The organism is Rhizobium sp. BG4, assembly GCF_016864575.1.
Classification (GTDB): domain Bacteria; phylum Pseudomonadota; class Alphaproteobacteria; order Rhizobiales; family Rhizobiaceae; genus Rhizobium.
Genome location: NZ_CP044126.1, coordinates 1,399,267 through 1,424,486 on the forward strand (window position 1 = coordinate 1,399,267; position 25,220 = coordinate 1,424,486).

Below are 25,220 nucleotides of genomic sequence, written 5' to 3' on the forward strand. Positions count from 1 at the left end.
TTCGCGCAGGGGCGGACGTCAAGATCGCGGTTCCGGTCGAGCCGGCCAATATCGATGGCTGCAACACGACCGTGAACGGCATCAATACGATCGTGAAAGAGAATATCGTCGAGACGCTGACGGTGCTCGACCCCAATGATAGCAAGGTTCTGCCGCGCCTTGCGACCAAGTGGGAGGATCAGGGCAACGGCACGTGGCGGATCTCGCTGCGCGAAGGCGTCGGCTTCCACGATGGCAAGCCGTTCAATGCCGATGCCGTCGTCAAGGCCATCACGAGAATGCAGAGCACCGGCGTGACCTGTCTCGACCGCACCAAGATCGCCAACGTGAAACTGACGGCGACTGCCGTTGATGACAAGACGGTCGATATTCACGCAGATCCCGCGCAGGTTCTGATGCCGGTCTTCCTGTCCTTCATGGGTATCACCGGCCCCGACACGTCGCCGACCGAATTGAGCCGCGCCCCGGTAGGCACCGGTCCCTTCCAGTTCGTTTCCTGGGATGGCGATGGCGTCAAGCTGAAGCGCAACGACAACTATTGGGGCAAGAAGCCCGAAGTCGAAAACGCCACCTATGTCTTCCGCGGAGAATCCGCCCTGCGGGCGGCGATGGTCAAGACAGGCGAAGCCGACATCGCCTTTGCGATCGCGCCGCAGGATGCCGACGATCCGAAGATGGACAAGGCGTTTCTGAATGGCGAGACGACACGCATCCGCTTCGTCATGCAGCCGCCGCTCGATGACATCCGCATTCGTCAGGCGCTCAATCTCGGCCTCGACCGTCAGGCGCTCATCGGCACGGTTCTGAGCGACAAGGTGGTGCCGGCGACGCAATTCATCCTGCCGAAGATCAACGGATACAATCCCGACCTTAAGGTCTGGCCGTATGATCCCGACAAGGCCGCCGCTCTGGTGGCTGAGGCGAAGGCGGCCGGCGTGCCGGTCGACAAACCAATCCGCCTCATCGGCCGCACGAACTTCTTCGCCAACGAGCCTGAACTTCTCGAAGCGACCCAGCAGATGTGGCAGGCGATCGGCCTCAACGTGAAGGTCGAAATGATGGAGTCGGCCGAGTGGCTGAAGCTGGTCAACAAGCCTTATCCGGCAGACCGCACGGCGATGATGATCCAGGAAATGCACGATAACAACAACGGCGATGCCGCGTTCACAATGTACTTCCGCTATCACTCGAAGGGCCAGCAGTCGGAGATGAACAATCCGCAGGTCGATGGCCTCATCGACAAGGCGATGGCGGAGACCGGCGAGCAGCGCACCAAGGACTTCCAGGAAGCCAACCGGATCATTGCCGACGAGGTCATTCCTGCCGTCCCACAATATCACATGGTCAGCCAGATGCGCGTCGGTCCTCGCGTCAACTATGAGCCGAACGGTCTCAGCACCGTGCAGTTCGAACTGTCCGACATCACCCTGAACAAGTGACCGTCTTCGCGAAAGGCAGCCGGGCTGGACCCGGCTGCACAGTTCATTCGGAGGAGAAGAACTGATGGGCTTTTATCTTGGCAAACGCGCGATCTGGAGCGGCCTCTCGCTCTTCCTTCTCGTGGTCATGGTCTTCTTCATGGCTAGGTTGACGGGATCGCCCGCCGATCTCTATCTGCCGATCGATGCCCCGACGTCGATGCGGGAGGAATTCTCCCGGCTTCATGGCTTCGACCAGCCCGTCTACGTGCAGTTCTTCGATTTCATCCGCGGTCTCCTGACGCTGGATTTCGGCCAGTCGCTTCGGCAGGGCCGTCCCGCCCTGGCGCTGGTGCTGGAGGCCATGCCGACGACATTGCTGCTGGCGCTCTATTCCATCACCTCCGCCCTGGTGATCGCGATCGTCACCGGTGCCCTGGCTGCATGGCGTCCCAATAGCGTTTTCGACCGTATCGCCACGCTGCTTTCACTGATCGGCGCCAGCCTGCCGAATTTCTGGATCGCGATCGTCGGCGTGCTGGTCTTCGCCGTCGGGCTTCGGCTGGTGCCGACATCGGGAACGGGCAGCAATTCGTCGAAGCCGTGCTTGGTCGGCAGATATTCGTCGCGGTCGCCGAGATGGTTCTTGCCGAACTGCCCGGTCGCATAGCCGAGCGGCTTCAGGGCCTGGGCGATGGTGATGTCGCGGGCCTGCAGCCCGACGGTCGCGCCAGGGATGCCGACCTTGCAGAGGCCGGTGCGCAGGCAGACCTGACCGGTGATGAAGGTCGAACGCCCGGCCGTGCACGAGTTCTCGGCATAATAGTCCGTGAACATCATGCCTTCCTTGGCGATGCGGTCGATATTCGGTGTGCGGTAGCCCACCAGGCCGAAGGAATAGGCGCTGATATTGGTCTGGCCGATATCGTCGCCGAAGATGACGAGAATATTGGGTTTCGACGTGTCCTGAGAGGCGGCCGGTTCAGTGGCCGCGGGTGCGGCCGGGGCGGCCTGCTGGGCTCTCGCCGGCGACAGGAATGTCGTCGATGTCAGCGTCATCGCGACGGCGACCGTCGCCGAGAACAGCTTCTTGGGAAAGGAGTTCGTCATGACGCTCTCCCCACGGATGGATCGTTCAGCATTGCGGTCTCCCTTGTGCCGGCGGGCGGCCCCGCCAGTTCTCGATCGTCGTCAGCCGACGCGGTTGGGAGCCTTGTTCTTTATGCAGGCGGGCGGAAGTACGTAACGGTAAATGCCGCCGTAACCGGAGCGTAAACAGGCGTGTAAGCTACGGTTACCGGGTCAGCGGGCTGGATCGCGGCTCGTCCTCGCAGAGCGGTCGTCGTTCCCAGTTCCACACCGCCTGCAAATGTATTATCCAAGGCGAGTATTTTTCTCGCATTCCCGCAATTCTAGAATTTCATTGGCATGCCGTCATTTCGGCTTCGTCGTCCTCAGCGGGACGTGGCCTCTCAATTTCGTTTCAAGTCCGGGGTTTGAAGATGTTTGCAGGATTTCTTCTTTTGCGCAGTCGAATGCTGCCGGCGGCCGGTGCTGCCGGTTTGCTGGTCTTTGCGTCGGTTCCGGCGCAGGCGCATGTGAAATGGTTCGCGCCCTATATCGTCGGAGCGCCGCCCGAGCCGGTCATGTCGACGCTTGCCGATACGTGGTTCTGGGTCGGGATCGGCCTCGTGCTGGTGTTTTTCGGGCTGGCGCGGGCGGTCGAGCGCAGTGCCTATGGCGACCGGGCGCTCGATATGCTCGACTGGGCCGCAGCGCCGCTCTGGCGCAGGCTCGATGATTATATCCGGGCGATCGTCGGGGCGTTTTTCGTGGCGATCTTCGCGGTCGGTGGCGTCTATCTGACGCCCGATCTGAAGACGCCGGCGGAATGGGTGTCCTGGCTTCAGCTGGTGATCGCCGGCATGATCTTTTCGCGCCGGACGATGCCGGTCGCCGGTATCGGGATCATCGCCCTCTGGATCCTGGCATTGCGCGACTACGACCTCTTCCACCTTTTCGACTATCTGGCGCTCGGCCTCGGCGTCGCCGTCTATCTGATCCTGGAGCCGTCGAAGCGCGAGAACTGGCGCGCGCATCGCCTCGAAGCGCTTCGCTGGGGGCTGGCGATCGCGCTGATGTGGTCAAGCCTGGAGAAATTCGCCTATCCGAGCTGGTTCTATCCACTGGTCGTCGAGAAACCGTTCCTGACATTCGGCCTGCCGCGCGATGTCTTCATCCCGATGGCCGGTGTCACGGAATTCACGCTCGGTCTCGGTCTGGTCTGGACGCCGCTGATCCGCCGGCTTTCGGCGATCGCGCTGTTCGTCATTTTCACATCCGCGGTATGGCCCTTCGGCCGCGTCGATCTGATCGGCCACGGACTGATCATGGCGATCCTGCTGGCCGTTGCCGCCGACCGCAGCCGTGAGACGCATTTCCTGCCGGTCTTCAAGCAGACGTTCCGCAGCATTCCAGCCGGCATCCTCGCCGCCTTCGTGCTCTACGGCTCGGCCTATTGGGGCCTGCATGTCGCCTTCTACGGCCCGGAAGGCTATGTCGGCCCGGCGATCACCGAGAAGGCGACGCATTCTCACAGCCCCGAATATCCGCACGGTCCGCAAAGCGGCGATATCGGCGCGCCGCCGGACAAGTGATGCGGCTGCGTCGTCTCTTCAGTCGAGATAGGACAGATATTTCGCCAGAGGCAGGATCGCCGATGCGGTCGCCCGGCTCGCTTCGCCGAGAACATCGGAGATCACGATATCCGGTTTCGAGAGCGGCATGCGGGTGGGAACGTCATAGACCGAGAGATCGATATGCTGGCGCAGGGCCGATAGGACCGGGTTGGGGAAATTGCCGCCGAGGACGATCGTCTGCGGATTGAGCAGCTGGACCACGGCGCTCAGAGGTTCGGAGAGCGTTGCGCCGCGGCTTTCGATCCAGTCCATCAGCGGCTTGTGGCCCGCGTCGAACAGCTCTTCCAGGCGGCCGGGATCGAGCTCCAGCGGGTCGCATCCCAGCATGTCTGCGAGGTCGGTCACGCTCGGGCGCGGGCCGGTTTCCGGCACCATGCCGCCGATATTTCCGGCCTGGTTGTATCCGCCGCGGATCACCCGGTTGCGATCGAAAATATGGCCGCCGACGCCATCGGAGAAGGACACGAGGAACAGCACCTTGCCGAACATTTCCGGCCTGAGCGCCGATTGCATGATGTCGGCCCGAGACGAGACGACGACGGATGACTGCGGGAATTGCGCCACCAGCTCCTGCCGGATCTCGTGATAGGGGATGCTGGCCTGTTTCGGCGTGACCTCGAGAATGTCCTCCGAAGCCGAAAAGATGGCCGGAACGAACATGCCGATGTCGGTCCCGCCGGCATTGCGCTTGGCCTCCCTGATGAGCTCGACCGCCTGCGCGACAATGCCGTCGCGCGATTGCTCGAGCGGGTAGCAGGGCGAGTTCCAGACTGCCTCTGAGGCCAGATTCGAGACCGCCACGTAAGCGCCGCGGGTCGACAGGTTGAGACCGATGAAGCGCATCGCGTCCGGCCGCATCCTGATGCGGATCATCGGCTGGCCGCTGTGGCGCGGGCCCGGCTTCTCGCGCTCTTCATCGACCAGCCCAGCCTCCTGAAGCTTGGCGAGCGCCTTGCTGACCGCGCCCTTGGACAGCGACAGCACCTTTGAAATCTCCACCCGCGAGAGGCCGGACTGGTTGCGGATCGCCATGAAGATTTCGCGATCCGTCGCGGAAAGGTCGAGGCTCAGGAGCGAACCATTGGCTGTGATTATCTCGGACATTCTCGATTCCGGCTTGCGTTCGTCATTAAACTGTTACAATTAGTTTCTAGAGGAAACTTACTAAATTCGCACCGTAAACTAAAAGGCTGGCTCGTGACATATCTCGTGGCGCAGGACATTGGAATGCACTTCGGCGGCTTTTCCGCACTGAACGGCGTGAGCTTCACCGCAAGCCGTGGCGAGTTCATCACGCTTCTCGGCCCGTCGGGCTGCGGTAAGACAACACTTCTCAACATCGTCGCGGGCTTCCTCAAGCCGACAAAGGGGTCGCTGCATGTCGATGGCAGCGATCTGCTGGCGGTTCCGCCAGAAAATCGCGACTCAGCGATGTGCTTTCAATCATACGCGCTGTTTCCGCATCTGAACGTTGCAGACAATATCGCATTCGGCCCGCGCCAAAAGGGCGTGAAGAAGAATGAAACGGCCGCGCGGGTGGAAAATTTGCTGGCACAGCTCGGCCTTCAGCTTCATGCGCAGAAGCTGCCGAATGCGCTTTCGGGCGGGCAGCAGCAGCGCGTCGCACTTGCCCGCGCGCTTGCCGTCAAACCCGGCCTCGTGCTGTTCGACGAACCGCTGTCCAATCTCGATGCGAAACTGCGCGATCAGGTCCGTAACGAGATCCGGGCGCTGCAGAAGCAGGTGGGCTTTACCGCGCTCTACGTCACGCACGACCAGGCCGAAGCACTGGCGATGTCCGACCGGATCCTGCTTCTGAACAACGGCGTCGTCGAGCAGGAGGGGTCGCCCAAGGATATCTATTTCCGGCCTAAGACGCGCTTTGCCGCCGATTTCATCGGTGCGGCGAACATCCATGCGGGCAGGGCGAAAGGTGGGGTGCTTCACACCGCCTTCGGGGCGCTGCGCACCGCCGATGGCGCTGACGGCGACGTGACGCTGGTCTGGCGGCCGGAAGCGGTGTCGCTGGGTGCCGGCGCGGTCAACAGTCTCGTCGGAAAGGTCGCCGCGGTTGCGTTCCAAGGCGCCTATTCGGATGTCTTTCTGGCTGCGGGCAACGAGACGGTCCGCCTTCAGGTCGCGGGCAGCCTCGATATCGCCGCCGGCGCCGACCTTCAGTTCAGCGTCGCACCGGAGAATGTCATCTCCGTCACCGATGGGGGCCGGTGATGCGTCGCGCGCTGACGATATTGCTGTTGCTGGCGCCGGGCCTCGGCCTGGTCATTGCCCTGATGGGATCGGTCTTCTATCTCGCCGTGATGCAGTCCTTCGGGCTGATGAATTTCGCGGGCGAAAGCGCGCTGTCGCTTTCGTACTGGCAAACGATGCTCGCCGAGCCGCGCTATTGGCGCGCGCTGCAATATTCGACCTATATCGCCACCACGTCGTCGCTGCTGGCCGTCGCGCTCGCCTATCCGCTGGCGCTCTTGCTGCGCAAGCCGTTCAGGGGCTCGTTGCTGTTGAGCGCGCTGATCAAGGCGCCGCTGCTGGTGCCGGGCCTCGTCGCAGCCTTCCTGTTCATCAACGTGATCGCCTATCACGGCGTCATCAACGAGTTGATGGTGCGTACCGGTCTTTGGGAGAAGCCGATCCGGATGCAGAACGACGCCAACGGCTACGGCGTCATCTTCCTGCAGATCTGGAAGCAGATGCCCTTTGCCTTCCTGTTGCTGTCAGGCGCCGTTCAGGGGTTGCCGGAACCTGTGCTTCTGGCGGCGCGCGATCTCGGCGCTGGGACGATGGCGCGCTTTCGTAAGATCGTGCTGCCGCTGACGGCGAATGCGATGCAGGCCTCGCTGATCCTGATCTTCATCGGTGCGGCCGGCGATTTCAGCTTCCAGGCCGCTGCCGGTCCCACCAGCAAACACTCGCTGGCGACCCTGATGAGCAATCTGCAGGGGGAGCAGGGCGACTGGAATTCGGCTGCCGTCGTGGCGGTCACGCTGATGGCGCTTTCCCTTTTCGGTTCCGCGATCCTGGCGCTCGCCGTGCGCGGCATCCAGCGATTGGTGAGGTAATAGAATGTCTTACAGATCAATCGAACGGATACTGATCGCCGCCGTCATCGTCATCATGGTCCTGTGGCTCGCCGTGCCTTTCGCAATGGCGCTTCTCTGGTCGCTCGTCGACCCGTCGCAGGCCTGGAGCTATCCGGATCTGCTGCCGCCGAAAATCTCCTTCGAGCGCTGGCTGGTGATCTGGAACACCACGTCGCTGCCGACGGCGATCCTCAACTCCTATTCGCTGGCGCCGCTCGCTGCGATCCTGACCGTGCTGATGGGCGCACCGACGGCTTTCGCCTTCGGCAGGCTGGACTTCCCGGGCAAGGCCCTGGCGCAGCTCCTGATGCTGCTGCCGCTCGTCATGCCGGGCTTCGTCGTCGCCATCTTCTTCGGGGCGCTGCTGTTTTCGCTCGGCTTCTTCGCCCGCTATCCGGCGATCCTGTTCGGCCAGGTGGTTCTCTTCCTGCCCTACGCCGTGCGGATCCTGACCGTGTCTTTCTCGCAGGTTCGCACCGATGTCGTGAATGCGGCGCGCGATCTCGGCGCCTCGCGGCTGGCGATCTTCCGTGTGGCTTACCTTCCGGTGCTGAAGCCGGGGATCATGGCAGCGCTGCTCATCGTCTTCATCATGTCGATCGAGGAATTCGCGCTCGCCTTCGTCGTCGGCTCGCCTGATTTCACGACGATCCCGACGATCCTCTATTCCTACATTGGCTACAACTTCATCCGCCCGAATGCCGCGGTTGTCGCCCTTATCCTCGTCGTTCCAAACGTAATTCTGATGCTCATTTTGGAACGTCTTCTGCAATCGGCCAATCCGGCTTCCGTATCCGGCAAGGGCTGATCCCCTAAAACCCAAGGAGAACTAAATGCTTCGCAAGCTAGTATTAGCAGCGGTTGTCGCGGCCGCTGGTTTCAGCTCCGCCCATGCCGACGATCTGCTCTCGAAAAAGTGGGACGACATCGTCACCCAGGCCAAGCAGGAAGGCGAACTGAACTGGTACGTCTGGTACAACCTGCCGGAATACCGCGAGTACGTGAAGAGCTTCGAGAAGGAATATGGCATCAAGGTCAATCTTCCTGAAGTCTCCAGCGCTGCCGACGCGCAGAAGAAGCTGCTTGCCGAAGCAGGCCGTGCGACCGGCGATATCGATGTCCTCGCCATGGGCGGCGACGCAACGAACGTCATCGACGTCACCAAGGTCTTTTACGGCCCGATCCTGAAGACGCTGCCCGATTCCGGCGATATCACCGACAAGATCAACGGCGGCGACGGCAAGGGCTATTCCATCGCCTACTGGGGCAACCAGACCGGCATTGCCTACGACAGCAATCGCGTCGACGCCGCTACCCTGCCGCAGACGCTCGACGAGCTGTCCGCCTGGATGGAAAAGAACCCGGGCCAGCTCGGCTTCAACTATCTGAACGGCGGCGCCGGCCAGTCCTTCCTGCACAATGTCGGCCGCAACGTCCTGGGCGTCACGCCGGATACCAAGCTTTCCACGACGCCTGACATGCAGCCGGTCTGGGACTGGTTCAACAAGCGGAAGGATCAGTTCGTGATCACCGCTTCGAATGCCGACAGCATGACCCGCATCAACAGCGGCGAATTCCTGCTCGTTCCGGCCTGGGAAGACAATCTCTTCTCGCTGATCAAGAAGAACGAAGTCGGCAGCCACATCAAGATCTACCTGCCGAAGTGGGGCATGAACGGCGGCGGCAACATCGTCGCGATCCCGGCAAACTCGGGCCACAAGGCGGCGGCCATGGTGTTCATCTCCTGGCTGACCTCCGCCAAGGTCCAGAGCGATTTCTCCAAGCTCTACGGTGCATCGCCGACCAATACCAAGGCTGACTTCAGCCAGGGTCTGATCCCGGCTGACCAGCGTCAGTACACGCGCTCCTGGACCCAGCCTCTGCCGCGCGACGAAGTTCTCGGCGGCTTCGCCAAGAACGTGGTCGAAAACTGATTTGCAATTTGGCCCAGCGCGTCAGCGCTGGGTCTTCCTGTCCTATCCGAAAGAAAAACAAGATGCCCCTTATCCTTCCCGCACGGGCGCCAGGCCCGCTGATCGCCCATCGCGGTGCCTCCGCCAGCGCTCCCGAAAACACCATCGTCGCCTACCAGCTGGCGGCCGATAGCGGCTTTCCGTGGATCGAGGTCGACACGCAGATCACCCGCGACGGCCACCCTGTCATGATGCACGACTTCACCATCGACCGGACGACGACGGGGAAGGGGCATGTCTGCAACCTGACGCTCGCCGAGCTCCAGGCCTTCGATGCCAATACGCGTTTTCCCGAATTCGGACCGCAGAAGGTTCCGACGCTCGAGGAGACGATCGATTGCGTTCTGAAAAACGACCTCGGCCTCGTCCTCGAGATTAAGCCGATCTGGGGTTCCGATATCGAGCATGCCCGGGCAGTTGCGAAAGTGGTCGAAGCCCGCTGGCCGCGTGAGAACGACAAACTGGTCATTTCCAGCTTCTCCTCCTCCTGCCTGATCGAAATGCACCGTCTGCTGCCTTGGGCATGCCTGGCGCTGGCCGCGGAAGTCGTCCCGTCCGATCCCGCCGCCTACATGAAGATGCTCGGCATTTCGGCATTCCACTTCAACTACGGCTTCGCTCTCACGCAGGGCTTCGACGGCCTGCTGGAAACCGGCGCGCATGTCGCCGTCGCGACGGTCAACGATCCGCAGACCGCGAGGACGCTGCTCGACAAGGGCGTCCACGGCGTCATGACCGACCGCGTTGATCTGTTCGGGGGCTGAATAGGTCGATGGTCGCGAATGAACGATTGGAATTGCTTTCCAGGCTTATTTCCGACGCAACGGTCATGGCGACGGGCTGGTATCAGAACCGTCACATGCTCGCCGTCAGCGAAAAAGAGGGAAAGCAGTATGTCAGCGCCGCCGATCTGGCGATCGAGGGCGCGATCCGGGAACTGATCCACGCATCCTTTCCTGACGATGCGATCCTCGGAGAAGAGGGCGGCGGCGAGCTTTCCGGCGTCACCTGGGTCATCGACCCGATCGACGGCACCTCCAACTTCCTGAATGGCCTGCCGCTCTGGGGCGTTTCGATCGGCGTGATGCTCGACCGGGAGCCGGTGCTGGGTGCGATCTCGCTCCCGTTGCTCGGCCTCCAGCTGGTCGGCGGGCCACGCCATCAGGTCTCCGGGCTTAAGGGCGTGGGCAGCGTTCCCCCACCGATCCCGACCATGGCCGTCGGCTGGAATGCCGGATTGTCAGAGGAAGAAGAACGCCGCCAGATCACCGCGATCAGAGCCGCCGGCTTCGAAACCGTCGGTTACCGCTGTGCTTCCGCGTCCCTCTACTTCGCAATCACCGGCTCTCTGTCCGGCTATTACGAAAAGGGACTGAAGCTGTGGGACCTAGCTGCGGCCATCGCGCTTTGCGCCGGCGCCGGGGTGCCGTCCGCGGTCGACTGGCCGGATGGGGATGAGCCGTTCGTCCTGAAGGTCGGCGCTGCCGTCTCCGTTCCGGGCCTGTGACATCAAGCGAGGCGCCGGGGCTCCTGATCTCAAGATTTGAAGGAGAGGCGGGCAAGAGATGTACCGCTTACCAAGCAACGATCATATCCGCCGCCGGAAGCCCGATCCCCATGCGGCGGCTTCCGGCGGCGAAGCCTTGCAATATGGCGCGATATGCCTGCGGGTGGTCGCCGACGGCGGCGCGTTTCTGCCCGAGGTGCTGCTGATCACCAGCCGCGATACCGGCCGCTGGGTGATCCCGAAAGGGTGGGGCAAAGCGAAGAAGATGTCCTTCGAGGTTGCAAAGGAAGAGGCCTGGGAAGAGGCCGGGGTCAGGGGGCGCGTCTGGAAAAAGGCGCTCGGCTCCTACCGCTACGGCAAAGTCCTGGAGGATGGCGCCGTCGTTCAGGCCCGGGTCAAGGTGCATCTGATACTGGTCTCCCGGATCGAAGAACGCTTCCCTGAAAAGGGCCAGCGGACGTGCCGATGGTTCGTTCCAGCGGAAGCGGCGGATGCCGTCAGGGAGCCGGAACTGAAACGTCTCTTCGCTCTGGTGCCGTCCGAGGTTGCGAAGCTCGTTCGCCGCTCCAAGCGTGTCAAAAGCTTCTTCCGTTCGCTGGCACCGGACACTCTTCCAGAGTAGGCGCGCGCCTCTCCGATCCCTCACATCGACGTTCCCTCAGAAGCTCCCCGGCCAGCCCGCCGGGGAGCTTTTTGCGTTCGTTCCGGCGTGAAAGTGCGGTGGTGCGTGCCGCCAATCCGGACTGCGGCGATCGGGCGCAAGGCCTGATGACCCGCTGCACATAAAAATTTCCGTCTTTGCCGCTCACAAAAAAGCCAATGGCATCATTGGCTTCGATTGTTTTAGTATAATTTGTCATCTAGTGACAAATTATTTTGTTTATTGACAAATTAAAACGCCAGGAGCTTTATCCCGTCAGGCTCTGAGGACTGGAGCATGGGCGCTGCCTTCTGGCGTTCCTGCGCAAGTTCATCAGCCTTTCTCAGGGAGATGGATCCACGGCAGTGGGTCCCGAGGTTCATTCATCGGGAGGTGAGACAGTGCTACTCAGAAATATTCTGTTCGGAATTTCAGTTTCGGCGGCTTCGGTCGCGATCGGCCTGACGGCCGCGCAGGCGCAGACCCTGCCGGACTACTATCCGAGCTCCTACAATCAGATCGTCGAGGCTTCGAAGGCCGAAGGTTCGCTGCTCGTGCAGTCGAATGTCGGGCAGCCGAACTGGAAGCCGATCCTGGAAGCCTTCGCCAAGGAATATCCGTGGATCAAGGTGCAGACGCTGGATCTCAGCGGCACCGAAGTGTTCGAGCGCTATTATGCCGAACAGGCTGCCGGCTCCAGCGAAGCCGATATCATTCTCGCGGCATCGGGCGCCGCCTGGGCCGATTTCATCGCCAAGGGCAATGTCGTGCCTTACGAGTCGCCGGAAGCTTCGAAGGTTCCGGACTGGTCGAAGCCGGTTCCCGGCGTCTACACGATCTCGGTCGATCCCTCGGTCATCGTCTATAACAAGCGTGTCCTGAAGGAATCCGAGTATCCGACGTCGATCAGCGATCTGGCCAAGCTGGTCCAGGCCAATCCGGGCAAGTTCACCAAGCGCCTGGCAACGATCGAGCCCTTCGGCTCCTCGGCGAAGGAATCGCAGGAAACCCACTATCTGCACCATGTCGGCCTCGACAAGGCGCTTGCCAACTTCTCGATCCTCGGCCCGGTTGCCGATCTTCAGCGTTCGGGCGGCCCGGTTTTCGAAAAGATCCTGACGGGTGAATATGTCGCCGGCTGGGACCTGTCGGCCGTCCAGCTCGTGCCGTTCCTGCGCGATCCGGCGCGCGCCAGCATCATCGGCTTTGCCCTTCCGAAGGACGGTCTGGTGATGTCGACCCGCTACTACTCGATCGCCAAGACGACGAAGCATCCGAATGCCGCCAAGCTGCTGGTTGACTTCATCATCTCCAAGAAGGGCCAGGAAGCCGTCAGCGCCGGCGGTCTGATCCCCTACCGCTCCGGCATCGACATCCCGGCAGGCGTCTACGACTTCACCTATGACAAGATCGTCAAGGAAGTCGGCGAGCAGAACATCGTCCAGACCTCGCTCGACAAGAACCTCATCACCGCACCGCCGGAATATCTCGAAAAGGTCAACGCCGCTTTCGGGATCAAGAAGAAGTAACTCGGCAAAGCGCCGACTGCATCTCCAATATGGAGGCCGGCTCCTCCCGGCCTCCTGTTTGAAGGAATGAGGAAGTGACCTTAGCCACTGAACACGATGCGGCAGCCGGCCCGGCCCTTGGCGGCGGTTCGCGTCTCCTGCGAAGAATACTGAACGAGCGATCGCTGATCATAAAGGTCATCTGGGCAGCCCTGCTGTTCGTGCTCTTGGTCTCGCCGATGATCCCGATCATCTACCAGGGCTTCCTGGACAAGGCGCTCTATGAAGAGGGCGCGAACTACACCCTCAAGAATTTCACCGATCTGTTCGGCGATCCCGAATTTGCCGATGCCATGCTGAACACGCTCTACATCGCGGTGCTGGGCACGCTGTTCTCGACCTCGATCGGTTTCCTCGCCGCGCTCTTCCTCGACAGGTTCGCCCTGCCGTTCCAGCGCACGCTCCGGCTCCTCTTCCTGTCGCCGATGTTCCTCTCGTCGCTGATCCTCGCATTCGCTTGGTCGATGATGTACAGCCCGACCGGCTTCATCGCGCTGGCACTGCAGGATGCGACCGGCCTTGGATTGCCGAACCTGAATTCGCTCGGTGGCATCACTCTGCTCGCCGGCGTATCGGCTGCGCCGATCAGCTACATCTATTTCTCCTCGGCGATGATGAACATCCCGAACACGCTGGAGCTCGCCGCCCGCGCTGCTGGCGCAACGCCCCTCCAGGCGATCCGGAGCGTCGTCGTGCCGCTGCTGATGCCGTCGCTGCTTTACTGCCTGATGCTCAACTTCGTCCTGAAGCTCGACCTGCTCGCCGTGCCGCTGGTTCTCGGCGTGCCCGCCCGCATCGAGGTGCTCTCCACCTATCTCTACGACAAGGGCCTGACGTCAGCCCGGGTGGACTACGGCCTCGTCAGCGCCGCCGCCATCGTGATGCTGCTGCTGGTGCAGTTCTTCGTCTACGCCCAGAAATTCATTCTCGGCGATACCCGCAAGTACAACACGATCGGCGGCAAGGCCGGGCGCCAGACGCTGATCCCGATGGGCATGTGGGGATGGGTGATTGCCGCGGTGATGTTCGTTTACTGCATGCTGACCGCGATCCTGCCCTGCATGTTCCTGATCCTCAGGTCCTTCACCTCGTTCCTGTCGCCCTACATGCCGATCAGCGAGGTGCTGACGCTCGACAATTTCCGGCTGGTCTTCGGCTATCAGGATTATATCAACAGCATCTACAACACGCTGATCATCGCCAGCGGCGGCGGCGCACTTGCCGTGCTGATCACCTTCATCAGCACCATCGTCGCCTACCGCTCGCCGAACCTGCTGCGCTCGTTCACCGAGCAGACGGCCTTCATTCCGAAGGCGATCCCCGGTCTCGTCGTCGGTATCGGCATCTTCTACGCCACTGTGATCATTCCCGGCAGCGGCTTCCTGCGCGGCAGCCTGCTGATCCTGGTGATCGCCTATGTGATCCGCTATTTCCCGACGGGCTTCGCATCGGTCTCGCCGGCCTTCCAGCAGATCTCCACCGATCTCGAAAAAGCCGTCCGTGTCTCCGGCGGTTCGGAATGGCGCTCCTATGTCGCCGTCACCTTCCCGCTGCTGCGGCCGGCGCTGTTTCCTGCTTCCTGCTCTACTTCGTGCAGTTCTTCAAGGAATACGCCGCGGCATCCTTCCTGTTCGGACCGAACACCGCCGTCATCGGCACGACGATGCTGCAGCTCAACGTGATGGGCAATTACGGGCCGGTCGCCGCGCTTTCGGCAATTACGCTGGCGCTGACGCTGCCGATCGCGATCCTCATCCACTACAAGAAAAGAGAGGCCTGACATGAGCGTGGCTGTAAAACTGCAAGGCATTCGAAAAAGCTACGGCGCGCTCGAAATCCTCAAAGGGCTCGACCTCGACATTGCCGACGGCTCGTTCACCTCTCTGCTCGGCCCGAGCGGCTGCGGCAAGACGACCCTGCTCAACATGATCGGCGGTCTCGACCAGCCGACAAGCGGCGATATCCGCATCTACTCCGATGAGGTGTTCTCCAGGTCGAAGCTGATCAACGTGCCGATCGAGAAGCGCAATATCGGCTTCGTCTTCCAGAACTACGCGCTCTGGCCGCATATGACGGTGCTGCAGAATGTGGGTTTCTCGCTGAAGCTCAGGGGCATCGCCAAGGCCGAGCGCGAGAAGCGCTCGCGTGAAATGCTCGAACGCCTCGAGCTGGCGCATCTGGCCGACCGCTATCCGTACCAGCTGTCGGGTGGGCAGCAGCAGCGCGTGGCGATCGCCCGCGCGCTGGTCTATCAGCCCCGCCTTCTGCTGCTCGACGAGCCGCTGTCGAACCTCGATGCGCAGCTGCGCGAGCGGGCGCGGTCCTGGCTCAAGGATATCCACCAGTCCTTCAAGCTGACGACCATCCTCGTCACCCATGACCAGGTCGAGGCACTGTCGCTCAGCGATCAGGTCGTGCTGCTCAACAATGGCGGCATCGAGCAGAAGGGCAGCGCCACCGAGATCTACAGCCGGCCGGCAACGGTCTATGTCGCCGATTTCGTCGGCGGTTCCAACATCATCGGCGGCAAGCTCTCGGGCCTTTCCGGCCGGGACGAGGCCGCGGTCGCGACCGTTACCACGCCCGACGGGACGGCGATCACCGCGCGTTCCCACGCGGAGCTGACGGTCGGCATGCAGGCGAGCATCGCCGTGCGGCCGCAGAAGGTCATCCTCTCGACGAGCAAGGATGCCGGTGCGCGGGCAGGTTCGGTGATCGGCTTTGCGCCGCGCACGGTTCTCTATCACGGCGGCCAGTACGAGGTGATCGGCGACACGCCTTTCGGGCACCTGCGCGTGCTCTCGGAACATGAGCCTGCAGCGGACACGGCCTACGCCCTGCTTCCGACCGAAGACTGCCTCTGCGTCCCGGCCTGAAGGCCGGACGCCGCTTACAATTTCCCGACCGGCTTCGCAGTTCACCCGGCTGCCCAAGCCAGTCCAGCATGCAATTCAGATGGAGCAAATAATGAGCAATTCTGCCGTTACGGAAACGCAAAAAGCCAATGACCTGATCCAGTCCGCGCGTGGCGAGATCAAGATCACCAACGCGACTGTCGCCTGCTATTCCTGGCCGCGCGTCCAGCCGATCACCAACGGCCTGCATACCTATGTGAACGTCAATATCGCGATCACCAAGATCGAAACCGATATCGGCGTCACCGGCTACGGCATCGGCCGCGACAATGTCGGCGAGAACGCCATGCGCAAGCAGTTCCTCGCCAAGATGATCGGCAAGGACCCGACGATGACCGAGGCGGTCTGGAAGGAATTCTGGATCCCGAAGCTCTACGGTCGCCGCGGCCAGGAAACCAAGGCGCTGTCGTCGATCGACATGGCGCTCTGGGACATCAAGGGCAAGCTTGCCGGCCTGCCGATCTGGCGTCTGCTCGGTGGTTACCGTAACCGTATCCCGACCTATGTGGCCGGCGGCTACTACAGCAAGGGCAAGGGCACGCGCGACCTGCAGGCGGAGATGGAGGGCCACGTCAAGAACAACGCCCGCGCCGTCAAGATGAAGATCGGTGCCGTCGAGATCGCCGAGGATGTCGAGCGCATCAAGGCCGTTCGCGAAGTGCTCGGTCCCGATATCAAGCTGATGATTGATGCCAACTGCGCCTATTCCTATTCGGACGCGATCCGCATCGCCAAGCGCGTCGAGGAATATGACATCTACTGGTTCGAGGAAGCCGTTCAGCCTGATGACTACGAAGGCTTCATCAAGCTTTCGCGCGCCACCTCCATTCCGCTCGCGACCGGCGAAAACGAATATACCAAGCATGGCTTCCGCGACCTGATCGCCACGCAGGCGATCGCCTTCCTGCAGCCGGATGCCCGCTACATGGGCGGCGTTACCGAGTTCATGAAGGTCGCCGGCATGGCGCAGGCCCACGGCCTCAACATCTGCCCGCATGGCGACCAGCAGGCGCATATCCAGCTGCTCGGCGCCATCCCGAACGGCCATATGCTCGAATTCGGTGCCAAGGAACTGAACCCGATGGCGGGCCAGGTCTACAAGTACACGCCGGATCTGAACGAAGACGGCACCGTGACCATTCCTGACGTACCCGGCATGGCGAGCGATCCGAACGAGGCCGCGCTCGAAAAGTACCGGGTCGCCTGACGCAATTGTGGCGGGGCGCCCGAGGCCTATGCGGTCTTCGCCGGGCGTCCCGCTATAATCTCTTGATTCGGAACGGCTTGCCGGATCCGGACAAAAAGACTTTCGATTGGGACAGCCTGCCAGATAAGGGAACTTTGGTTGCAAAACGAAACAACGGAAAAGATCGTTTACGTGAAGACGGAGGACGGCCTCACGCTTGAGGGCCTGATGCTGCAGCCTTTGGGGCAGCCGACGCCCGCCGAAACGGTCATCTGGTTTCACGGCCTGCACCAGAAGTTCTCGGAAGCCGAATATGTCAATATCGGCAGGCAGCTCGCTGCCCGCGGCTTCCGTTTCATCACGGCGAACCTCCGCAGCCACGATTTCGGCACCTGGTTCCGCACCGACAAGGGCGCCTATCTCGGCGGCAGTGCCTGGGAGCTGTTCAGCGAATCCCCGCTCGACATCGCCGCATGGATCGACTTCGCGACGAAGGATCCGGGCCGCGTCGTGCTCGCCGGGCATGGTCTTGGCGGAGCGAAGGTCGTTTACTATCAGGCCGAGCGCCGCGATCCGCGGCTGGCGGGCTTGATCATCGCCTCGTCTGGTTCGCTGTTTCGCGAAAAGATGCGCCAGGACCTGCATCCCGTGGCAGCGAAGATGATCGCGGAAGGGCGGGAAAAGGAACTGCTGCCCTGGGGTACGCGCGGCGACCGCCAGGTCGCGACGATCAGTGCCGAATCTTACATGGATCTGGACCGTATCCACGAGTCGCTCTACGGCTATCAGAGCGTTCCGCCGGCGCTGGCGCGCATCACATGCCCGATCCTTGCCTGGTACGGCTCGAAGGAAAAGCTCGCCAACAAGGACATCGACGACTTCCTGGCCCGCGTGCGCCGCACGGCCACGGCATCGTCCCTGGTGAAGACGAGGAAGATTGCAGGGGTTGAATTTTTCTACACCGGAAGTGAAAAGGTAATAGCCGGCGAAATAGAACGCTGGTGCGAACAGTTACGGACACTCCAGGCGGCCGTTTGATTGATATGAAGGAAGCTTCCAACCGTCCCGGACGCAAGCCCACCCGTGAGGTCCTGCCGGTCACCCGCACGCTGGACCGCGGGCTTTCCGTGCTGCAGATTCTGGCCAAGGCGCCCGGCCTCAGCCTCTCGGAACTGTCGCGCGAGCTTGATCTTTCGCCGAGCACAGTGTCGCGCCTGCTGGCGACGCTTTCGGAGCGCGGCTTCGTCGCGCAGGAAAACGGCACCTTCAAGATCGGCCTTGGCGCCTTCGAGGTCGGGCTCGCCTTCTCCAAGCACATGCGTATCGATCAGGTCGCAGGCCCGATCGTCCAGAGACTGGTCCACGAGATCGGCGATACCGTCAGCCTCTGCATTCTGGAAGGCAAGGAGGTCATCTATGTCGACCAATATGAGGGACGCGGCACCGCGAGAACGGTGATGCGGATCGGTTCCCGCCAGCCGCTCTATTGCACGGCGGCCGGCAAGGTGATGCTCGCATGGCTCTGGGAAGAGCGGGTCCGCGATCTCCTCGGCGATGGCGCGCTTGTCCGCTACACGGAACATACGCTGACAACGACCGACCAGGTACTGCACGAGCTCGAAAACGTACGCAAGCGCGGCTACGCGACCGACCTGCAGGAGCTCGAAAATGGCGTCTGCTGCGTCGCCGCTCCCATTCGCGGCCGCTCGGGAGAGGTCATCGGCGCGATTTCCGCCTCGGCGATCGAACTGCGCATGACGTCCGATCGTATCGCCTTTCTCGGACCGGAGCTTGCGCAGGTCGCGAACGACATTTCCCACCGGCTCGGCTGGCGCTCCCCGATCAGGGCAATCGCGGCCACTCGGAATTCAACGATATCTTCAGCGACTGAAGCCTTCGGCTATCCCGTCTTCAGCTGCGCCATTGCGAGCAGCGTATCGGCGCTGATCGACGCCGAACCGGTCAATATGGACAGTGCGGGTGACGAGGCGTTCGTCCCATTGGCGACGTCGTACATGGCGGTAAAGCGCTTGATCAGGTCCTGGATCTTGTCGGGGTCGGAGAGGTCCTTCAGGTCGATGAAATTCTCGACCATCTCAGCCTGTTTATCGACATCCATGTTGGACACGTAGCTCGAGAGATTGAAGCTCGTCGTGAAGAATTCGAAGAGGGCGCTGTCGCCGAGGATGTCGTAGGCGCTGGAAATATCGGGCGCCTTGCGCTCGAAATAGAGGGCAAGCCGGACGCCGGTATTGCTGTCGCCCTGATCGGATTCCAGCGTCTGCTGCAGATAGAAATCGACGGTCTCAAGGACGTCTCCGCGTTGCTGGACGGTTCCCGTCGGGTCGTCCGACAGATTGCCGTCGCTGTCGAAATTGAAGGCGCCGACGAGTTCGGCGTAGCGGTAATCGTCGAGGCCGTTGACGTAGCTGTTTTCGTCGTCGAGGTCCGACGCAAACATCTTCTTGAGCTCGTCGTCGCTGACCTCGTCGGGGTCAAGCCCCTTGGCCTTCAGCGCGAAGGAGACGAGGCGGTCGTCGGCAAGGAATTCGCTCGATGTCTTGATCGTCGCCATCTGCTCGCGAAAATAGCTGATCTCCGTGTCGGCGGCATCGGAGGCATCCGTCTGTTCGGTGCCGGTGAGATAGCGGATGGCGTCCTGTTTGTAATAGGCGGCGAAGTCGTCGATCACGGAAGACGACATCGCCTGCAGGGGAACCGTGACGTCACCCTCGCTGTCGAAATTGAAGGCATCGCGGAATGCCTCGAAACGATCGTCGTGCAGGCGGTTCACATAGCTCTTGTCGTCGGTCGGATCGCTTTCCAGGATCTTCCGCAACTCGGCCTTGGAGACGGTCGAGGGATCGATGCCGAAGGCGGTCAGCGCGATGGCCGAGAGTTCGGGAAGCCCGTCATTGTCCTCGTCGTCATCGCTGGCATTGGTCTTCAGGAAGTCGTCGATCGACGTGACGCTGGCGATGCGGGTCTTGTAATTCTCGATCGCATCGTCGCTGCTGGCAGCGGCGATCACGGATTGATAGCCGGTCGTGAAGGCCGAGGTCGTCGAAGCGGTCTGGTCGGCGGTCTGGGCGCTGACGCCATCGGCGAGATTGCCGCTCTCATCAAAATTGAAGGCGTCGTGCAGCGCGGAGAGACCGATCGCGGTCGCAACCGAGGCGCTCTTCAGCGACGCGGAGATGAAGTTGTCGTTGTCGGAATCGGCAAGGCCGTAGGCGGTTCGAAGGTAGCTCACCAGCTTGTCGTCGCTCATCAGCTGGCTGACCGAGGTGATGCTGCCGATCACCGAAGCGAAATAGGTGGAATAGGCCTCGCCCGTCTCCGAGGAAGCGAAGGTCGAGCTGCCGACGGCATAGGCGCTGGAGACCAGTGCCGTCTGATCCTCGGATTGCGCCTCGCCATCGACCGAGCCGTCGCTGTTGAAATTGAAGGCCTTCGCCAGGTTGAGATAGACGTCGTCGCCGAGCTGGTTGACGAAGCTGTCGCGGTCATCAGGGTCGCTGGTCAGCACGTTCCTCAGAAAGCTGGTGGAGGTATATTCGGTGCTGAGGCCGAAGGCCTTGAGCGTGAAGTTGGTGAGCCTGGTGTTCGATAGGAGATCGTCGACCGAGGTGATCGAGCCGATCTTCTCCTGGAAGTAGTCGGTCTCCTCGCTGATCTCATCGGTCTCGGCGCCGAACGAGGCCTCGTAGGCGTCGAGCAGCGTATCCCGCTGGGTGCTGGATTGGGCGGTGGCGGTCTCGCCGGAGAATTTGAAGGCGGCGGCGAACTCCGCATAGCGGCTGTCGCTCAGGCTGTTGGCGAAGCTCGAGGAATCGCTGAGGTCACTTTCCAGAACCTTCTTCATGAAGGCCTTGGCATAGGTCATGTCCTCCAGACCGTAAGCCTTCATCGCATAGGAATAGAGCTTGTAGTCGTCCATGAACTCATCGACCGTGGTGACCTTGGTGATGTGCTCCTTGTAGTAGTCGGTATCGCGCGCCACCGCGCCCTGCGAGGCGACGTTTCTCAGGCTGGTGGTCAGGTTGCCGGCGATGGCGAGATAGCTGACATAGGTGGAGACCATGGGCTGCTCCTTGGCGCAGGCGCGCGGATCGGCGTTCGCGGCCAGCGGAGGGCGGCCACGTCGGGGTGCTTTGGATGTGTGGAGATCGGCGCCCGTCATGGCGCGGACAACGCGAGTCATCCCGCGCCGGTTCTTAATTAAAGAACTAGACGGTTCTGTATTTTATGTCAACGCCATGGCGCTGATATGCCTGGATGCTACCTGGCGTCGACGCCGGCGCAGAAGATGGCGATGCAGCGGCGCAGATGCGCCAGACGCTCCTCGCGGCCCTGCCATGCCTGGGCGCGGCCTTCCGGCGGACCCATGCCGCCGAAAATCATGTCCATCAGCATGCGTGCGCCGCTTGCGCTATCCTCGAGACGGATGCGCCCTTCGGCGCGGCGCTCGTCCAGCCATGCCGAGAGCTCGCGGCGGGAGGCGAGAACGCCTTCGCGGTGCAGGATCTCGATCAGCTCAGGGAATTGCGGCGCTTCGCGGAAGACGAGCTGCAGCAGACCGGCGCGGTCGGCATCGGTCTCCTCGTCGATATCGATCATGAAGATCTGCTCGAGCGACTGCGCGATGCTGATCGCTTCTGCCTCGCGCGGCAGGTCGAGCATCATGCGGCGGTGGGCGCCGACGACGGCGGCAAAGAGCTCTTCCTTGCTTTCGAACAGCTTGTAGAGCGTCTGCTTGGAGACGCCGGCTTCGGTGGCTACGACTGCCGTGGTGCTGGCCGCATAGCCGTTCCTGACAAAGATGCGGCGGGCGTTCTCGACGATATTGGCGCGCTTGTCGTCGTCGCTCGAAACCTTGGGCCTGCCGCGCTTGCGCGGTGCCTCGTCCTCATTCCCGCCGGCCGTCATCGATGCACGCAAGTCCCATTGGCGAAGCGCCGGGCGGGGCCGGCAAAACTGAAGATCGGCGACCGGCGCAGAAAATTCAGTTGCCCTCTGACCGAATCAGAATTAGAGAACTGATTAGTTCTGTAATGCGTTGTTCGACTAACTTGCCCCCTGAGGAGCGCATATGACAGCCGTTCGCAGCACCAAACCGATGTGACGCTTTCCTGCGCCGTCTGCCGTTCGAAGCAGAAAGCGCCGTTGTGTCCAATAAACCGTCTCCCGGCGAAAATGCAACCGCCGCGGAGAGCGAGACCCCACATCTCGATTTCGAGACCTTGAATGCGCTGCCGTCCCGCAGGGACGGTCTCCAAACGCGCGGATGATCCGCTGCGACCTTCGCCATCAGGCGGCATTCCAACACGATCAGCCTCTTTGTGGTTGCCGGTGCCCGGCCGCCCGTGAGCCTTCGTGCGCGCTTTTCAGGCGCCGAATGCCGTCTTGTCCGGGGCATGTCCAGAAAATCCAAGAACAGGGATCAGATCATGAGCATCTTCGGCAGCATGAAAACCGCAGTTTCCGGCATGAACGCACAGGCAAACCGCCTGAGCACGGTTTCGGACAATATCGCCAACGCCAATACCGTCGGCTACAAGTCGGTATCGACCTCCTTCTCCTCGCTCGTCCTGCCGTCCTCGTCGGGCAATTACAATTCCGGCGGCGTGCAGACCTCGGTGCGCCAGGCGATCTCGCAGCAGGGCGATATTTCCTACACGACCTCAGCCTATGATCTGGCCATTTCAGGCGACGGCTTCTTCATCGTCGAGAGCCCCGACGGCACGCCGGTTCTGACGCGTGCCGGCGACTTCTCGGTCGACAGCAGCGGCAATCTGGTCAACAGCGCCGGTTTCACGCTGATGGGATACTCCTACGACTCCGGCGCGCCCGCCGTCGTCGTCAACGGTTTCGATGGTCTCGTTCCGGTCAATGTCTCGCAGTCGGGCCTCAGCGCCATCGCCTCGACCAGTGCCTCTTTCAGCGGCAACCTGAATTCCGCTGCCGAAGTGGTCAGCGATACAACGACGCTGCCGAGCGCCAATTCCGCCTCGGTGACCGACGATACCAAGAAGATGTCGCTGGTCGCCTATGACAGCCTCGGCGCCACGGTCCAGTACGACTATTACTTCACCAAGACCGGCGTGACGACCGACGCCAACGGCGCCGTCACCGGCAGCACCTGGGAAGTCGCCGTCTATCGCAACGGCGATGCGGCGACCGGCAGCACGACGTCCTTCCCCTATTCGTCGGACGCCGTCAGCACAGCGACGCTGAGCTTCGATGCCGATGGCAAGCTCACTTCGGCAACCGACACTGACATCGTCGATCCAACCACCGGCAAGACGATCACCATGGACTATTCCGGCTTCACCCAGCTGTCGTCGGATTTCTCGGCGACCGGTTCGGCCGATGGTCAGGCGGCAAGCGCCGTCAGTTCGGTCTCGATCAGCACTGCCGGCGTCGTCTCGGTGTCCTATGCCAACGGCACCAGCAAGGCGCTCTACCAGATCCCGCTCGCGACCGTCGCCAGCCCCGACAACCTGACGCTCCTCAGCGGCAACGTCTATTCGGCGAACGGCATGTCCGGCGTCACCGTCACCGGCTTCCCGCAGTCGAACGGCCTTGGCTCGATCCAGTCGGGCGCGCTGGAGAGCTCGAATGTCGATCTCGCCGGTGAGCTGACCGAGATGATCGAGGCGCAGCGCAGCTACACCGCCAATTCCAAGGTCTTCCAGACGGGCTCCGACATCATGGACGTCCTGGTCAATCTGAAGCGCTAAGGGGAGAGTCTCATGACCCTTTCCTCCGCGCTGAATAGTGTCCAGAGCATCTTCAACACCACGGCGAAGCAGAGCAGCATCGTCTCGACCAACATCGCCAATGTCGGCAATTCCGACTATGTGCGCCGCCAGGCATCGGTCACCACCTCGCTTGCCGGTGCCCAGGTGGTCACCATCAGCCGGGCGCAGGAAGATGCGCTGCTGACGCAATATCTGCAGTCGAACTCGAAGGACAGCGCCCAGCAGACGCTGCTCAGCGGCCTGGAAAGCCTGAAATCGCTCGTTGGCGGCAACGACTACGAGACGTCGCCGAGCACCTATCTCAGTGCGTTCCAGCAGGCGATGCAGACCTTTGCCACGTCGCCCAGCAGCTCGATCACCGCACAGTCGGCCGTGACGGCGGCGCAGGATCTGGCGAACTCGCTGAACACGGCAAGCGACGGCGTGCAGTCCGTCCGCGCCGATGCGGATGCCGAGATCGCCTCGCAGGTCGATACGCTGAACAGCCTGCTGGCGCAGTTCGAGACCGCCAACAATGCGGTGAAGGCCGCGACCACCACCGGTGCCGATACGTCTTCGGCGCTCGATGAGCGCGAGAAGCTGCTGAAGCAGATCTCCTCGATCGTTGGCGTCACCTCGGTGACCCGCAGCAACAACGACATGGCGCTCTATACGTCCGACGGCACGGTGCTGTTCGAGACGATCCCGCGCAGCGTCACCTTCTCGCCGACCTCCACCTATGTGGCGGGATCCGAGGGCAATGCCGTCTACATCGACGGCGTGGCGTTGACGGCGGGCGAGGGCTCGACCACCGACGCCAATGGCAGCCTGCAGGCCCTGCTGCAGCTGCGTGACGAGGTGGCGCCGACCTTCCAGGCGCAGCTCGACGAGATCGCCAAATCGCTAGTGCAGATCTTTTCGGAAAGCGACGGCACATCGAGTGCGCCGGGGCTTTTCACCTGGACGACGTCATCGGGCGCAGCGGGCGGCACGCCGTCGGCAAGCGACGATACGACCGGGATCGCCGCGACGATCTCGATCAACACAGCCGTCATCACCAGCCAGGGCGGCGATGCGATGAAGCTGCGCGACGGCAATATCAGCGGTATTACCGACCTCAATAGCTCAGACGACGCAGGCTTCACCGACAATCTCGACAGCCTCTATCAGGCGCTGTCTGCGAAGCGTGATTTCTCCTCCGACGCCGGGCTCTCCACCAGCCAGAGCCTGATGGACTATGCCAGCGCCTCGATCGGCTGGTTGGAAGAATATCGCAGCGGGGCAACCACCGCTTCGGAGAATACCACGGCGGCGCTATCGCGCTCCGACGAGGCCTATTCGAACGAGACGGGCGTCAATCTCGACGAGGAGCTGACGCTGCTCCTCGACATCGAACAATCCTACAAGGCGGCGACCAAGATCCTGAACGTCATCGACGAGATGCTTCAGTCGCTGCTCGACATTGCGAGCTGA

The 25,220-nt window shown here is 61.8% G+C and carries 19 protein-coding genes and 2 pseudogenes; 17 read left to right on the forward strand and 4 right to left on the reverse strand.

What is annotated here, in order from left to right; all coding sequences use genetic code 11:
• Window positions 1-71: 71 nt before the first annotated feature.
• A complete protein-coding gene (locus F2982_RS26610) occupies window positions 72-1,439 on the forward strand; it encodes an ABC transporter substrate-binding protein (protein ID WP_203430490.1) in 1,368 nt (455 codons plus the stop codon).
• A gap of 570 nt (window positions 1,440-2,009) precedes the next feature.
• Here F2982_RS26610 and F2982_RS26620 read toward each other — a convergent pair.
• A pseudogene (locus tag F2982_RS26620) lies at window positions 2,010-2,528 on the reverse strand (sulfatase-like hydrolase/transferase); the annotation flags it as partial.
• Window positions 2,529-2,941: 413 nt separating this feature from the next.
• Here F2982_RS26620 and F2982_RS26625 point away from each other — a divergent pair.
• The gene (locus tag F2982_RS26625; RefSeq protein ID WP_246777609.1) at window positions 2,942-4,075 is read left to right on the forward strand and encodes a hypothetical protein; all 1,134 of its coding nucleotides are present in this window, start codon (window positions 2,942-2,944) and stop codon (window positions 4,073-4,075) included.
• An 18-nt stretch (window positions 4,076-4,093) separates the two neighbouring features.
• Here the strand turns inward: F2982_RS26625 and F2982_RS26630 are convergent, their stop codons facing one another.
• Window positions 4,094-5,221, reverse strand: a complete 1,128-nt coding sequence (locus tag F2982_RS26630; protein WP_203430491.1) for an ROK family transcriptional regulator — start codon at window positions 5,219-5,221, stop codon at window positions 4,094-4,096.
• A gap of 123 nt (window positions 5,222-5,344) precedes the next feature.
• Here F2982_RS26630 and F2982_RS26635 point away from each other — a divergent pair, with 123 nt between their 5' ends.
• The 13 genes and pseudogenes from F2982_RS26635 to F2982_RS26695 form a co-directional block, all read left to right on the forward strand.
• Window positions 5,345-6,346, forward strand: a complete 1,002-nt coding sequence (locus F2982_RS26635) for an ABC transporter ATP-binding protein (RefSeq protein ID WP_203430492.1) — start codon at window positions 5,345-5,347, stop codon at window positions 6,344-6,346.
• A complete protein-coding gene (locus F2982_RS26640) occupies window positions 6,346-7,194 on the forward strand; it encodes an ABC transporter permease subunit (RefSeq protein WP_203430493.1) in 849 nt (282 codons plus the stop codon). The genes F2982_RS26635 and F2982_RS26640 overlap by 1 nt, the downstream gene beginning before the upstream one ends.
• Window positions 7,195-7,198: 4 nt before the next feature.
• Window positions 7,199-8,023 carry an ABC transporter permease subunit gene (locus F2982_RS26645; protein ID WP_203430494.1) on the forward strand — a complete coding sequence of 275 codons (825 nt, stop codon included), beginning with the start codon at window positions 7,199-7,201 and terminating at the stop codon, window positions 8,021-8,023.
• Between the two features lie 25 nt (window positions 8,024-8,048).
• A complete protein-coding gene (locus F2982_RS26650; RefSeq protein WP_203430495.1) occupies window positions 8,049-9,149 on the forward strand; it encodes an extracellular solute-binding protein in 1,101 nt (366 codons plus the stop codon).
• A 62-nt stretch (window positions 9,150-9,211) separates the two neighbouring features.
• Complete coding sequence (locus F2982_RS26655; protein ID WP_203430496.1) at window positions 9,212-9,952, forward strand: glycerophosphodiester phosphodiesterase family protein; 741 nt, start codon at window positions 9,212-9,214, stop codon at window positions 9,950-9,952.
• Between the two features lie 8 nt (window positions 9,953-9,960).
• Window positions 9,961-10,695: an inositol monophosphatase family protein gene (locus F2982_RS26660; protein ID WP_203430497.1), complete on the forward strand. Its 735-nt coding sequence runs from the start codon at window positions 9,961-9,963 to the stop codon at window positions 10,693-10,695.
• Window positions 10,696-10,753: 58 nt separating this feature from the next.
• A complete protein-coding gene (locus F2982_RS26665; protein WP_203430498.1) occupies window positions 10,754-11,317 on the forward strand; it encodes an NUDIX hydrolase in 564 nt (187 codons plus the stop codon).
• Window positions 11,318-11,736: 419 nt separating this feature from the next.
• Window positions 11,737-12,864 (forward strand): extracellular solute-binding protein, encoded by a 1,128-nt coding sequence (locus F2982_RS26670; protein WP_130281755.1) that lies wholly within the window; start codon window positions 11,737-11,739, stop codon window positions 12,862-12,864.
• 74 nt (window positions 12,865-12,938) lie between these two features.
• Window positions 12,939-14,585 (forward strand): iron ABC transporter permease, encoded by a 1,647-nt coding sequence (locus tag F2982_RS26675; RefSeq protein ID WP_203430499.1) that lies wholly within the window; start codon window positions 12,939-12,941, stop codon window positions 14,583-14,585.
• Window positions 14,586-14,684: 99 nt separating this feature from the next.
• Window positions 14,685-15,779 (forward strand): ABC transporter ATP-binding protein, encoded by a 1,095-nt coding sequence (locus tag F2982_RS26680; RefSeq protein ID WP_130281753.1) that lies wholly within the window; start codon window positions 14,685-14,687, stop codon window positions 15,777-15,779.
• A 91-nt stretch (window positions 15,780-15,870) separates the two neighbouring features.
• On the forward strand, window positions 15,871-17,025 hold the full coding sequence (locus tag F2982_RS26685; protein WP_203430500.1) for a mandelate racemase/muconate lactonizing enzyme family protein: 1,155 nt from the start codon (window positions 15,871-15,873) through the stop codon (window positions 17,023-17,025).
• Window positions 17,026-17,163: 138 nt separating this feature from the next.
• Window positions 17,164-18,042 (forward strand): alpha/beta fold hydrolase, encoded by an 879-nt coding sequence (locus F2982_RS26690; protein WP_246777610.1) that lies wholly within the window; start codon window positions 17,164-17,166, stop codon window positions 18,040-18,042.
• A gap of 5 nt (window positions 18,043-18,047) precedes the next feature.
• Window positions 18,048-18,764 (forward strand): annotated as a pseudogene (locus F2982_RS26695) (IclR family transcriptional regulator); the annotation flags it as partial.
• Between the two features lie 140 nt (window positions 18,765-18,904).
• On the opposite strand, the gene F2982_RS31715 reads toward F2982_RS26695, so the two are convergent.
• Both F2982_RS31715 and F2982_RS26700 read right to left on the reverse strand, forming a co-directional pair.
• Entirely contained in the window at window positions 18,905-21,088 is a 2,184-nt protein-coding gene (locus F2982_RS31715; protein ID WP_348652530.1) for a DUF1217 domain-containing protein, read from the reverse strand.
• Window positions 21,089-21,285: 197 nt separating this feature from the next.
• Window positions 21,286-21,933: a TetR/AcrR family transcriptional regulator gene (locus F2982_RS26700; RefSeq protein ID WP_112711343.1), complete on the reverse strand. Its 648-nt coding sequence runs from the start codon at window positions 21,931-21,933 to the stop codon at window positions 21,286-21,288.
• Between the two features lie 521 nt (window positions 21,934-22,454).
• Between F2982_RS26700 and F2982_RS26705 the strand changes: the two genes are divergently transcribed.
• On the forward strand, window positions 22,455-23,747 hold the full coding sequence (locus F2982_RS26705) for a flagellar hook protein FlgE (protein WP_112711286.1): 1,293 nt from the start codon (window positions 22,455-22,457) through the stop codon (window positions 23,745-23,747).
• 12 nt (window positions 23,748-23,759) lie between these two features.
• Window positions 23,760-25,220 (forward strand): flagellar hook-associated protein FlgK, encoded by a 1,461-nt coding sequence (gene flgK / locus F2982_RS26710; protein ID WP_203430502.1) that lies wholly within the window; start codon window positions 23,760-23,762, stop codon window positions 25,218-25,220.